This is a genomic window from Streptomyces sp. NPDC050485 (assembly GCF_044458185.1).
Lineage (GTDB): Bacteria > Actinomycetota > Actinomycetes > Streptomycetales > Streptomycetaceae > Streptomyces.
The window spans coordinates 1-12,619 of the sequence record NZ_JBITHR010000031.1 but is presented as its reverse complement, the minus strand read 5'-3'; the positions used below and the strand labels follow the sequence as shown (position 1 = coordinate 12,619).

General features: G+C 68.7%; 13 protein-coding genes. 4 read left to right on the top strand and 9 right to left on the bottom strand.

Annotated elements, in window-relative coordinates; all coding sequences use genetic code 11:
• Positions 1-156: 156 nt before the first annotated feature.
• The 9 genes from ACIBK6_RS37050 to ACIBK6_RS37010 form a co-directional block, all read right to left on the bottom strand.
• Positions 157-1,146, bottom strand: a complete 990-nt coding sequence (locus ACIBK6_RS37050; protein ID WP_399056989.1) for a hypothetical protein — start codon at positions 1,144-1,146, stop codon at positions 157-159.
• A gap of 597 nt (positions 1,147-1,743) precedes the next feature.
• Positions 1,744-3,084 (bottom strand): replicative DNA helicase, encoded by a 1,341-nt coding sequence (gene dnaB / locus ACIBK6_RS37045; protein WP_399056987.1) that lies wholly within the window; start codon positions 3,082-3,084, stop codon positions 1,744-1,746.
• Complete coding sequence (locus tag ACIBK6_RS37040; RefSeq protein WP_399056985.1) at positions 3,065-3,703, bottom strand: DciA family protein; 639 nt, start codon at positions 3,701-3,703, stop codon at positions 3,065-3,067. Before ACIBK6_RS37040 ends, dnaB (ACIBK6_RS37045) begins: the two co-directional genes overlap by 20 nt.
• Before the next feature lie 305 nt (positions 3,704-4,008).
• On the bottom strand, positions 4,009-5,382 hold the full coding sequence (gene dnaB / locus ACIBK6_RS37035) for a replicative DNA helicase (RefSeq protein ID WP_399056983.1): 1,374 nt from the start codon (positions 5,380-5,382) through the stop codon (positions 4,009-4,011).
• Between the two features lie 72 nt (positions 5,383-5,454).
• Entirely contained in the window at positions 5,455-7,011 is a 1,557-nt protein-coding gene (locus ACIBK6_RS37030; protein WP_399056981.1) for a hypothetical protein, read from the bottom strand.
• Positions 7,008-7,172 (bottom strand): hypothetical protein, encoded by a 165-nt coding sequence (locus tag ACIBK6_RS37025; RefSeq protein ID WP_399056979.1) that lies wholly within the window; start codon positions 7,170-7,172, stop codon positions 7,008-7,010. Before ACIBK6_RS37025 ends, ACIBK6_RS37030 begins: the two co-directional genes overlap by 4 nt.
• 630 nt (positions 7,173-7,802) lie before the next feature.
• Positions 7,803-8,078 (bottom strand): helix-turn-helix domain-containing protein, encoded by a 276-nt coding sequence (locus tag ACIBK6_RS37020; protein WP_399056977.1) that lies wholly within the window; start codon positions 8,076-8,078, stop codon positions 7,803-7,805.
• Positions 8,079-8,184: 106 nt separating this feature from the next.
• A complete protein-coding gene (locus tag ACIBK6_RS37015) occupies positions 8,185-8,664 on the bottom strand; it encodes a GNAT family N-acetyltransferase (protein WP_399057064.1) in 480 nt (159 codons plus the stop codon).
• 50 nt (positions 8,665-8,714) lie between these two features.
• Positions 8,715-9,473, bottom strand: coding sequence for a GntR family transcriptional regulator (locus ACIBK6_RS37010; RefSeq protein WP_399056975.1), 759 nt, complete (start codon positions 9,471-9,473; stop codon positions 8,715-8,717).
• A 500-nt stretch (positions 9,474-9,973) separates the two neighbouring features.
• Here ACIBK6_RS37010 and ACIBK6_RS37005 point away from each other — a divergent pair, with 500 nt between their 5' ends.
• From ACIBK6_RS37005 to ACIBK6_RS36990, 4 genes are all read left to right on the top strand, one after another.
• Positions 9,974-10,792 (top strand): hypothetical protein, encoded by an 819-nt coding sequence (locus ACIBK6_RS37005; protein WP_399056973.1) that lies wholly within the window; start codon positions 9,974-9,976, stop codon positions 10,790-10,792.
• Positions 10,793-10,906: 114 nt separating this feature from the next.
• The gene (locus tag ACIBK6_RS37000) at positions 10,907-11,713 is read left to right on the top strand and encodes a hypothetical protein (protein ID WP_399056971.1); all 807 of its coding nucleotides are present in this window, start codon (positions 10,907-10,909) and stop codon (positions 11,711-11,713) included.
• Between the two features lie 251 nt (positions 11,714-11,964).
• Complete coding sequence (locus ACIBK6_RS36995) at positions 11,965-12,225, top strand: WhiB family transcriptional regulator (RefSeq protein WP_399056969.1); 261 nt, start codon at positions 11,965-11,967, stop codon at positions 12,223-12,225.
• A gap of 75 nt (positions 12,226-12,300) precedes the next feature.
• Complete coding sequence (locus tag ACIBK6_RS36990; RefSeq protein ID WP_399056967.1) at positions 12,301-12,474, top strand: hypothetical protein; 174 nt, start codon at positions 12,301-12,303, stop codon at positions 12,472-12,474.
• Positions 12,475-12,619: the final 145 nt, after the last annotated feature.

Sequence of the window (12,619 nt, the reverse complement as noted above, 5' to 3'; positions counted from 1 at the left end):
CAAGGGGCCGGCGGTGGCGGCATTGCGGATCGCGCCAGGTACTCGCCGAGGTGGCCAGTCGCCACATTGCCTCTTCGAGACTCGGCTTCGCCGGCGGCACGGTGATAGGGATCCCCGAACCCGGCCGCCATCGCCGCCACCAGGCGTGCAGCCGTCTCATGACCGACGCCTGCGGTCCAGCCAGCGCCGCAGCATGGAGCCGCGCCCCTTCGTTGTGGGTACCGAGGGCGGATATGGCGGCAGCTCAGGCCACGCGCTATGAGATTCTCCCGAGTCTCTTGGTTCTGCGGTCGGCGGAGTGACGGGCCGGGGCGGGACCGGGACCGGCGGCTGCGACGACGGCGTGTGATCTTCTGTCGCTTCGGGCCGGTCGGCCTGCCGGGCGGGCGGCGGCTCCTGCGCCTTGGGCGCTGCGGGGACCGGACAGTGCGGTGGGGCACCCTGCTCGGGGGGCGTGTCCGGTTGGGCTGGGAGCACAGTGTCCGGCTTCTTCGGGACGTGCCGGGTGGCTGGCAGGGGCCGGACAAGAGGCCGCGAAGGCGGCACGCGCCGGGCGGGCCGGCGGGGTGGGCGCGTTGCCGGTCGCGCCGGGCGGGTCGGTTCGGGCTTGGGCGCCCAGACCAGCGGCAGTTGGTAGTCCAGGTCCCAGCGTTCCACCTGCCAGGGCTCATTGATCCACAACTGGAGTTCGATGCGGCGCTCCGCTGCTGCGGCGTCCTGGGGCAGCAGGCGCCAGTAGCCGTAGCCGAGGAAGCTGCCGGTGTCGGTGTGGGCAGCGATCCAGTCCGCATCGGAGGAGCGCACGGCGACGTCGAGTCGCACACGCCGCCCGTTCACGAGGACCGGGTGCTCCGCGGTGTACTGCACCACGTAGGTGTCGCGAGTGCCTCCGGCCTTCTTGGCGATGGCGGTGCGGCCCCAGACAGCGTGGGGGATGTCCTCGGCGGTGCCGTCGATGATGGCCTGCGCCAGGAGATGAGCAGTGCTGCGGGAGTAGCAGAAGTCGTCCCAGGCGATGTTGCGCTGCCCGTTCGGTGCTACCGCAGCGAACTCGGCGACGGTGCGCGGGTCCTGGCGGAACCCGTTCAGGAGCTGCACGATCCGGCGGGCCGATGCGATCGCCGCGCCGGCTTTCCTGCTCGTCATGCGGGCGCCCTTGCCTGCGCCGCCGGGTATCGGTGGCCGCGGCCGGGCCGACGAGGTTTGGCCATTGCGGCCAGGCCGTGCAACCTCGGGGCACAGCAGCCGCCACTGCCCGCCTGTACGGATCACTGTTCCCTGCGAGATCTTCGTCAGATGGAGGGCGTGCTGTTCGAGATCGAACCGGCAGTCCGGCCGGTGCTCTCTGCCATGGGGTTTGTAGTAGTGAGACGTCCGGGAGGAGGGATTGTCGGCGTTGCCCCGCCGGGCGGCCACCTGCACATCACAGCCGCCGCACACGATCGGCAACAGGTACGGCGGGGGCTTCGCATCGATCGCGTCCGGTCCGTATGGGTCCCCACGAGCGTCGGTGACATACGGGATCCGCATCTCATGCTTCTTCGCTGCCAATGGCTCCCCCGCCCACCCCGATGCTCATCCCCTGCGGCCAATAGCCCCTCCCCCGATCTTGCCCCAACCCCTTCGAAGTCTCAGCCGCCTTGGGCATCCGAGGCTTCGCCGCACCGCCCTCCGCAGACCTCCTCAAGTGATCTTGACGTGGTCGCAGGGCCGCCGGAAGACCCCCGCCCACCACGATTGGAGTCAGGTCTGGGCCATGTCCACGAAGCGTCCGTAGTGGCCTTGGAAGGCCACTGTGCAGGTGGCGACGGGACCGTGCCGGTGTTTGGCGACGATCAGATCGGCTTCGCCCGCCCGAGGACTCTCGCGCTCGTACGCGTCGTCGCGGTGGAGAAGGATGACCACGTCGGCGTTGTCCTCCAGCGCACCGGAGTCCCGCAGGTCGCTGACCATCGGTCTCCTGTCGGTTCGTTGCTCGGGGCCGCGGTTGAGTTCCGAGACGGCGATGACGGGCACGTGCAGTTCCTTGGCGAGGAGCTTGAGGCAGCGGGCGATCTCGGAGATCTCCTCGTAGCGGGAGACGAAGGGGCGGGTGCCGTAGGTGAGCAGGTGCAGGGCATCGACGACGATGAGCCGGATGCCGTGCTGTGCGTGCAGGCGCCGGCACTGGGCGCGGAGTTCTGTGAAGGTGGGGCAGCCGCCGTCCTGGATGTAGAGCGGGGCGGCGCTGACGTCCGGCATCCGTCGGGCGAGACGGGTCCAGTCTTCGTCGGTCATGGATCCGCTGCGCATGTGGTGGAGGGCGACACGGGCTTCGGCCGCCAGGATCCGGTGGCCTACCTCGACGCGCTGGTCTTCGAGCGTGAACAGGCAGGCGGGCAGGTTGTGTTTGATGCTGGCCGAACGCAGCAGGTCTGTGGCGAGGACGGACTTGCCCATGGCCGGGCGCCCCGCGATGACGATCAGCTGCCCGGGGAAGAGTCCGTTGGTGAGCATGTCGAGCTCATAGAAGCCCGTCGGGATACCGGGCTTGCGCTTCGAGTCGGCTGCTTCCAGCGTGTCGAGGGTCTCCTCCATGACGTCGCCCAGTACGTAGTACGGGACGCTCCCGGTGCGGTCGCGGAGAGTGGCTGCGAAGATTTCCGCCTGGGCGGTGTCGACGATGCGGTCGACGTCGTCCGCGGTGCCCTCGGCGATCAGGTTCTCGATGTGGACGGCCGCCTCCTTGGTCCGGCGCAGCACGGCCAGTGCCTGGACCTTTTCGGCGTCCTTGAGCCAGGCCGTGCCGGAGTCAGGGCCCTGCGCCAGGGCTTGGAGGTAGGTGTCACCGCCCGCCTGGTCGAGGAGGTCCTCTTTGGCGAGCGTCGCGGTGACGTTGAGGATGTCGACGGTGTCCTCGCGGCCGTAGAGGTCGAGGATGGCGGTGTAGATCAGTTCATGGGCGGGCCGGTAGAAGTCGTCGCTGCGGAGGACTTCGACGATGTCGGCGATCGCCCGGTCCGTGCGGAGCATGGCGCGCAGCACGGCCTTCTCTGCGTGTAAGTCGTGGGGCGGTGGGGCTTGTTCAGTCGTGTCGGCTGCCATGGTGAGGCCCCTCTTCGGTTGGCGGGTCCGGGTGGGAATCGCGCTCTGGCGTGTCGGTGGGTGTGGGTGATGCCGGCGGTGGCTGGGTGGCCGCCGGGGGCTTGTGGTCACGAGCCCGGGCCAGCGCGCGCTCGCGTGCGCTGCTGGACCGCCGCAGTGCATCTGCCCGGGCCGATGCGTCAGCGTCCTGGCGTACGGGCGCCGGGGATGTTGGCTCGCGCAGGCGCTGCCGGTCCTGCCGTTCCATGGCCGCCAGGATGCGCGGGGCCGCCAGCGGCTGGGCCGGCGCGATGTGAAAAGCAGCCTGCGGCTCGGGTCCCGTGTAGGGCTGGCGCCACTGCCGGGGCGCCTCAGTGGGCGGCAGGACCCGGATGGTGCGCACCATGTCACTGCCGAGGTCTTGGTTGAGCCGGGTGACGAGCAGCGGCGTCAGTTGACGTATGTGTGTAGCCCAGGCCGGTGCGGTTGCCTGAACGACCAGCTCTCCGGCCTGCGGGTCGAAGGCGATCACGGAGATGCCCTGGTCGAGGGATCCGCCGGTGACGGCTTTCCACTGCTCGGATACCGCAACCCGTTCGGCCAGCACGCCACCGAGCCGTTCGGCTGCCTCGCTCAGCACGTATCGCAGCTGGACGGGGCGTGCGCTGCCGCCCCTGCGTCGCCGGACCTGCAGGGTTCCGCCCGAACCGGTCGAACGCCCCCGGGCGCTCGCTCTCGCGTTGCGAAAGGCGGTCCGGGCGGGATCGGGGCGCTCACCCGACCCCGGCGTCGACAGCTGACCTGGCACTACTTCTCCCTGTTTCCCGCACAGTCTCACGCGCTCCAGCCCGCTTGTGCCGACTTTGGTCAACATCGCTAACTGCCGTAGCAGCCAACGTCAGCCGACACCTCAGCACCCGCTCCTACGGTTTCCGCAGCTGACCATCATGTCTGCGCCATGTCGACGAACCGCGAATAGTGCAACTGGTTGGCGAGCGTGATCGTTGCGGTCGGTCCGTTGCGGTGTTTGTCGATGATCAGGTCGACTTCACCGGAGCGGGCTGACTCTTTCTCGTAGGCGTCGTCGCGGTAGAGCAGCGCGACGATGTCGGCGTCCTGCTCCAGCGAGCCGGACTCTCGCAGGTCGGCTTTGGTGGGGCGCTTGTCGGCGCGCATTTCGGGGCCGCGGTTGAGTTGGGCCAGGGCGACGATCGGCAGCTGGAGCTCCTTGGCGAGCAGTTTGATGTCGCGGCTGATCTCGGAGACTTCGCGTTCCCGGGAGTCGGGGCGGCGGCCGCCGAGGGTGATGAGCTGGAGGTAGTCGATGATGACCAGCCCCAGGTCGGGGGTGCGGGATTTCAGACGGCGCAGCTTGGCCTGGATGGCGCCCAGGGTGGTGGCCGATTCGTTGATGTAGAGCGGGGCTTCGGTGATGCGGGGCAGGACGCGCGCCATGCGGGTCCAGTCCTCGTCGGTGGTGGTTCCGGAGCGCAGGTGGTGCAGGGCGACCTTGGCTTCGGCGGACAGCAGCCGCATGTTGAGCTCGTCGACGCTCATCTCCAGAGAGATGAAAGCGCAGGGGATGTTCTGCTGGATCGCGCAGGCGCGGGCCATGTCCATGGCGAAGGTGGACTTGCCCATGCCGGGCCGGGCCGCGAGGACGATCATCTGGCCCGGCTGCAGGCCGTTGGTGAGGGAGTCGAGGTCGATGAAGCCGGTGCCCACGCCGGTCACACCCTGGCCGTTCTTCGCGTCGTCGACCAGGTCCAGGGTGTGTTCCATGGTGTCGCGCGGCAGGACGAAGTCATCGGCCTGACAGGTGCCTTCGACGACGGCGGCGATCTCGGCGGCCGCGGCCGCGACCAAGTCGTCGGTCTCGCCGGCGCCGTCGTACGCGGACTGGGTGATACGCACGCCCGCTTCGGCCAGCCGCCGCAGGATGGCCTTCTCACGGACGATCAGGGCGTGGTGGTAGCCGTTCGCTGCGGTGTCCATCGACTGGAGCAGGGAATGCAGGTAGGGCACGCCGCCGATGCGGTTCAGCTCGCCGCTCTTGGTGAGGGCCGAGGCGAGCTGGATCGGGTCGCAGGGCTCGCCCTTGGCCCGCTGGCCCAGGATGGCGCGGTGGATGATCTGGTTGGCCGGCAGGTAGTAGTCCTCCGGTTTGAGAACGTCCTGGCAGTCGATGGCCGCCTGCTCGGACGACATCATGCTGGCCAGCACGGACTTCTCCGCCTCGACGGCCTGCGGAGGCAGCCGCGCAAAGCCCTGGTCCTGCCCGTCGCCGTGGTCGGGGCGCTGGTGCGGCACTACAGTCATGGGTGATCTCTCCCGAGGTCATGCGGCGTCCGGACCTGCCAAGGTTCTCCGGACGCCGCTGTGCGTAGGGGCTCAAAAGTCGGCTTTGCGCATCGCGGCGAACAGATCGGACAGGTTCCTGCCCTCCGGCTTCTGACCACCCGTCGCATCCGAGTCCGGGGCCCTCTCGGGGGATACGGAAGGCTGCTGAGGGGCTTCGCCGACGGGGGCCGAGGACGCGTCGTGCCGGCACAGCAGCGCTGCGCCGCCCCGCTCGATCTGGCCGTAGGCATCACATAGCCCGCACGCATCGATTGCCGTCTGCCGTGAAGAAGCTTGCGCGCGCCGAGCCTGGCCGTGCAGCGTGCTGGCACGGTCCGGGAGACGGCCGATGCGGTGCGTCTCCAGGATCAATTCGTAGTTGTGCACGCCACCCGGGTTCTTCATCAGCTCACTACGCAGCCGGTCATCGAAAGCCCAGCCACGCTCGACCGCCTTGGCCGCCAGCTGCGGAGCAAGGCGGTCCGCGCTCTCCGGGCCCAGCGCCCATGGCCCCGTGAGCGTCAGCAGCAACTCGCGGGCCCGGCCCAACTGCTCTGGCTGCACAGCCGCAGCTGCTGAATCGGCCGTGCGTGTGTGCTCGGCGGCATCGAGAGGCAGTTGCTGCCCGGGGATCCCGGCCAGCCTGCTGCGGGCATCGGGGGCGGAGGCCCGGCTGGCCCGGTACCGGGGCAGATCCTCGATCCGGTCCCGCAGCACCGAGACCGTGCTGCGCCGCGCCGGAGAGCGCCGGGTCAGGTACTGGACCAGGGCCTCGCCCAGCGACCAGCCCTGCGCGTGGACCGCCTCGGCCAGCAACGGCGCAAGCTCGGCCGCCGATCTCCGACCACATGCCCACCGGCCGGGCAGCTCCGCGAGGAACTCCTCGCCAGCCGCTACCACTGTTGCGGGAACAGACGCTGTGACGGCCGTGACGGAGGAGGGCTTAGGGGAGGAGGAATCCTCCTCCTCCCTATAGGGGGGAGTGGGGGGTGCAGCACCACCGTGGACGGCACTGCCGTCTGCGGTCCCACCTGCGGTTTTACCTTCGATGCCGTCGACGGCATTCCCGGCGCCGGGACTACCGGCGACGGCAGTGCCGTCCACGGTCCCACCTGCGGTTTTGCATGTTTCCGCAGGTCGCACCGCAAACGGCACTGCCGTCTGCGGTGCGACCTGCGGTTTTGTGCCATCTTCGGGGTGGAGAGGGGCATCTTCCGGAGCCCAGTCGGGGTTGTAGACGGGGTGGCGGTACAGCTCGTACGCGGTCGCCCCGAAACGGCCCTTCGCATTGGACTGCGTACGCCGGATGAACCCCGCGCCAGCCAGCCGGCGGAACGACCCACGCACCGCATCCCGCCCCACCAGGCCACTGCCGTTGCTCGCCCGGATGCCCTCCGCCTGCAGCGAAGCGATGACGTCCGCGACGGTGAACGGCTTGCCGGCCCCCGCCAGAAACAGGCAGTGCAACAGCACCAGATAGTCGAGCGCATCGGTCAGCCCCGCCCCGAACACCATGTGCGGATGCACCGACACCGGGGGCTCCGGCTCGGCACCACGCCCGGACGCCGCCGAGATCGGACGCGCGCTGAACTCGTCGCTACTGCTCACCGCTCACCGCCCGCGCTGAACGCCGCAGAGGCCTGCAGGATCACGGAGACGGCCTCCGGCATGGCGCTCACCGGGACGGCTTCTCCCGGATCCAGGAGGCGGCCCAACGCGGCCGTACTGCCGTTCGCGGTGAGCGGGGTGAGGACGGAGATGCGGTTCATACCCCCCGCAAGGAGCAGGACCCCCCGATTCCGTGACACCCACGCGGAAAAAAGTGATCGCGCACTGTGAACTGGGCGGTGCACGGGGCTGTGCTCCGCGCTCATCGGAGCGTCTCCGAAAGCGTGCGGACGAAGGGCAGCGACACGACCAGGGCCTTTAACGGGGCGCCGGTGGTGATCGTAAGAATGCGCATGCCCAGACAAGGGGCCGGCAGATGCGGCTGATGTGACAACGCGAGCCGAAATTCTTCCCCACCGGCGAGGGCGGGAGGCGGCTGGCAGGTTGCCTGTCTGGTGGTACTGGCGGTGCATGGTGTGTCTCCCCGGAGGGTCGGGGAGCCGCGAGCTACGCGCGAGACGCCAGACAAAAACCCGCAAAACGGGCCGGTGTGACGTTCCAGGTATCGAGAGATGTGGCATCCCGCATGACGGGAGCCTTATTCTGGGTACCGGTGACCACGTGGGCCGTTTACGCGGCCCCCGGGCTTCACCCGGCAGAGAGGTCACCTCGCTGCTCACGACTCGGGTTCTTGGAAGGGTTTCGAGTCGATCGCTAGGAAGCGGTCCCGTTGTGGCGACGGGGCCGCTTCGGCGTTTCTACGGAGGAATAGCTACGGGCATGGTGTCTCTCTAGTTGATGAGGATGCCGTCTTCGGGCAGAGCGGCTTCGGGGTGCCTCTCGGCCCAGCCGTTGAGCAGGCGCAGGTATGCCTTGCGGCGTTCAGCGCGAGGCTCTGACTGGCCCTTCTCCCAGCGGAGCACTGCAAGTGGTGTGACGCCCAGCGCTTCGGCAACCTGAGCCTGTGTCAGGTTGCTGGCTCGGCGAAGGCGCACGCGCACGTCGGGCTTGGGCAAGTCAGCAGCACCTGCGAGGAGTTCATCGACAGCAGTGAACAGTTGGGACATGCTGGCTCCTCTTCGTCTCTTGGGGCGGGCGATAATCAAAACGATAGGTGAAACTCTAGCCCCTGAGGGGGTAAGGGGGACAAGCCGACAACGGTGTGTCGCCCAGTCAGACTGCTTGCTGGAAGCCGTGATCGTGATTCCGCAAGGCGGGGCGCTGCGCGACCCACCCCGATCCACCCGTTGCTGGGGCGTCGACGGTGCGGACATGTTGGAACCCAAGTTCCAGGTAGAACGCTTGCAGGCGTGGGTTATCCGTCCAGGCGTCCAGGCGCAGCCACTTCGCTCCCTCCTGCGCGGCGCGATCTCCAGCCCAGTCGAGGATTCGCGAGCCGAGACCGACGCCGGCATACGCGCGGTCAACCGTCAGCTTGTGCACGTACATCGCTTCCTCGCGCCGTTCGTCGGCTGTCCAGAGCAGGTCGTCGGCCTCCCGATCGAGTGTGACGGTCGCGGCTGCGTCCCCGGCCTGGGTTTCCTTGATGAGGTAGACCTCGCCCCGGGCGATGCTCTGCGCCATGTGCTCGGCAGGAAACGGCAGGGACCATTGGTCGATGCCCCGAGGCTGTAGCCACGCTGCAGCGTCCACACGGAATTTGAGCAGTCTCGGGAGGTCGGCAAGCTCTGCCCGAACGATGATCACTCGTCACCCGCGGCGGCGGGGTACTTGTGCCGCTCGTAGACCACAACGTTCCTGAAGGCGGGAAGAACGAACCGGGTGACCTGAACTGGATTGTCATCCTGATCGTAGGCGGTCGAGATCATCTCGATGGCGGGAACAGAGTTGCCCTTGCCCAGGCCGAGCCGTTCGGCCTCGTCGGGCCGCGTCATGCGGGGCTCGGAGATGTCCACGGCCCGGACCAGTTCGTGCCCGAGCTCTTCCAAAACCTTGTTCGTACCGCGCTCCACATTGTCCTGAAGCATCCAGTCAGTGCCTTCGACCAGCCGGAGCGGCACGTAACTGTCGTCGGTGTGGACGGGAGTCCCGTCCACGATGTTGGTACGCAGCCGCACCCCTACGTATTCGCCTTCCCGCAGGCCCAGTTGGGACCGGATCGGGTCCTCGGCCGGCATCGCGGTGATCGCGTCCATACGTGCGCTGCCGTCGCGGCCTGAATCCCGAAGGGCGGTCTTGTAGATGTCGACCTCGGGCAACCTGCGCTTGAACTCTGCCTGAGGGAAGAAGTGCAGAGGTTGCCACTGGCGGGCGTAGACGGCGGCGCCCCTTCGGCTGAACAGCATGCCTTCGACCTTCAGCAGGCTTACGGCGCGCCCGATCGCCTGGCGGCTCAGGCCGTAGTGCTCGGTGAGCTCGCGTGTGCTGGGGAGCCGTCCCTCGTTGGCGCTGAACTCGCCGTTGAGGGCTCGCCTTCGCAGGTCAGCGACGGCCTTCTCCACCGTCGGTGGGTCTGCATCCCCGCTCGGGCGCTTAATCGTCATGGCCGAGACCATAGCAACCAGGCATGGCAGGTCCGCAATACCGGGTTGTGGCTATCAAGCTTTGCGGACTCGAACCCGCACCACCTGTGCCGCTGAGGATTCACTCAGTCGCCACAACCTGCCATGGCAAGTCTTGACTCCGGATGTGGAGAGGGCTAGCTTCATGGTCGTCGCCACAACTTGCCATGGCAGGTTGTGGCGGCTTCCACCCGCACTGCTTTGCCGCGGATGGGATGACCAGCAAGCGGACCACCGCTCGACCAGTTGTCACCGCTCGCTTACATGCGGCGTTCCGGGGTTGATAGCTCCACCAAATCCCCCGGGACGGGTGAGAACTGCCGCTCTACCGGCGCTGTTGCCCTGTCTCGCCGCCAGGACGTCGGATCCTCCGTACGCCTGCCGGCCAGAGAGAGCACCGTCGCCACCCCAATCCCGCAGCTCAGCCTCAGGAGTTCGTGATGCCCTCTGCCCGCGTGGCACGCCCCTCCCGTACCCGGACCGCCCGCACGAACGGCCGCTCGATCCTCGCTCTCAGCACCATCCCCGTGCAGGAACTCAACCTGCTCCCGGGTGAGATGTCCCTGGTCTGCCCCGACTGCCGTACCTGGTGCCCGATCACTGGACTGCAGAAGCCGAAGGCCACCCCGCACCGCCGTCCCGCACACCAGGGAGGGAACCGGTGCCCCGGCGGCAACCAGCTCCTGAACCTGGACATCACGCTCGATCAGTGGCGTGAGCAGCTGCACGCTATCGAGGCGACGGCGACATACCGCCGTGCTCCCCGGCAGCACCACAAGCCGACGCCGCAGCCCCTGGTGCCCGTTCACCGTCTCGCCGCCCGCGGCCCGCAGGCCACGCCCACTCTGCTCCGCCTGATCCCGCTCCTGGAGCAGGCCCGCGACGCTGTCCTGCAGCACCGTGCCAGCTGCTCCCCGTGCCGGGCCGGCCGCCGGTGCGCGGCGGGACGGGACCTGGAGATCCGGTTCGGTGAGACGCAGGCCTCCTGCACCATCGCTCGTGAGCAGCAGGACCAGGCCGACCGCGCCGCCCGGAAGCAGACGGCTCCGGCCGTCCGCAAGGCGCAGTGGGCTAAGCGCGGCGGCGAGGCAGTCGAGAAGGCGAACAACCTTTGTTCGGAGCGGACTTCGGGATCGCTCTCCGAGTTTCGGGGGCCCCAACTTCCGCTGGCGCCGCAGGACGTGGAGGCGCACGAACGGCGACAGGCCGAACTGGGCAAGCGGTACGTGCGGAGGAACTCGACCACGTCAGCCGCCTGATCCGCACACCGAGACGATCGACCACGGCCCCGGCCACCCCGAACGCGGGGTGGCCGGGGCCGTGGCTGCTCGTACAGCAGTCGGCCCCTGACCGCCTCCCCGGAAGGAACGCACATGACCGGCACCGAGCTCACCAAGCAGGACCGCAACCCCGAGAAGATGTTCGTGAGCACCGACGGCTACACCGGACCGGTCCTGGCGGACATCACCTGCCCGGAGGGCATGGTGCACGTCACCGTCGACCCGGCCGCGACGGTCGCCCGCGTCCAGGTCCGCTCCGGCGCCCAGAAGGGGCCGGCTGCCGAGGCCGCGAAGAACACCCGCATCCACCAGACCGCGGAGCGGCTGACCATCGTCGTCCCGCCGGTCCCGGCACAGCAGTTAAACAATCGCGGCGGCGTGTTCGTGGGCGGCAACAGCTACTCCACCATCCAGATCAACGGCGTCGTCTTCAACAACTACAGCGGCCAGGGGGCTTCGGGCGTCGGTTCGACGGGGGTCGAGGTGCTCGTCACGCTGCCCGCCGGGTCGGGCATCAAGTACGTCAGTGAGAACGGCAGCATCTACACCTACGGCATTCTCGCTGCGCTGAAGGCGGAGGCCACCAACGGTTCCGTCAAGGCCGAGACCGTCGGCCGGCTCGAGGCCGAGGCCTACAACGGCAGCGTCAAGGTCGGCACCGTCACCGAGTGGATCGACGCCGAGGCCAGCAACGGCAGCGTCAAGGTCGACAACTACGCGGGCAGCGAGGCCCGGATCCGTGCGGGCAACGGCTCGGTTGCGATGACCGTCGCGCCGTCCGCGACCGGCCGCATCGTCGCCAAGTCGGGCAACGGCAGCATCAAGCTCTACGGCGTCCGCGGCCGCAGCGACCTGGACGTCCAGGCTTCGGCCGGCAACGGCACCGTCAAGAAGTTCTGATCCCGCAGCCCCGCGCAGCCCCGCGCTGCCCAGTCGCTCGCCGGCCGGTCCTCGGGCCGGTCGGTGGGCGGTGGAGAGCGCGGTGGACACCCGCTCTACAAAACGACAGCCCCGGCGACTTGAGACCCCCGGGGCTGTCCAGGACCTACGTAGGAGGACCTGATGCGTTACAGCATCGCACGGACCGACGGCGACTCCGACCCAATCATGGACGAGGCCCTGCGCCGCGTCCGGCAGGGGAAGTGACCGGCATGGACTGGCGCCACAACGCGGTCTGCCGCGAAGAGGACCCCGAGCTGTTCTTCCCCATCGGCAACACCGGCCCGGCGCTCCTGCAGATCGAGGAAGCCAAGGCCGTCTGCCGCCGCTGCCCGGTCATGGAGCACTGCCTGCAGTGGGCGCTGGAGTCCGGCCAGGACGAGGGCGTCTGGGGCGGGCTGTCCGAGGACGAGCGCCGCTCGATGAAGCGCCGCGCCGCCCGCCGCCGGAGCCAGGCAGGGGTGGCGGCATGACGGACGCCGACCAGAAGCGCTTGGAGGACGCGCTCCGCCGGACCAACGCCGACCACGACTTCGGCCGCCGCGCTCATGGATAAGGCCCTGCACGCCCGGTACATGAAGGCCACGGCCACCTACCGCGCGCACAGCGAGACCTGCACCAGCTGCTCGCCAACCACGGCGCGGTGCGCGGAAGGCCGGCGTCTGTACGAGTCGTTCACCCGGCTCCAGGACGCCTACCTCGCCCAGCAGCGGCGAGGCTGACCGCCCGGCGGGACGGAACCTCAACTCCCCGCCCGCGTCACGCTGTTCCACCAGGTCGGGGGGGGGGGGGGGGGGGGGGGGGGGGGGGGGGGGGGGGGGGGGGGGGGGGGGGGGGGGGGGGGGGGGCGCCCGCCCGGCCGGGGGC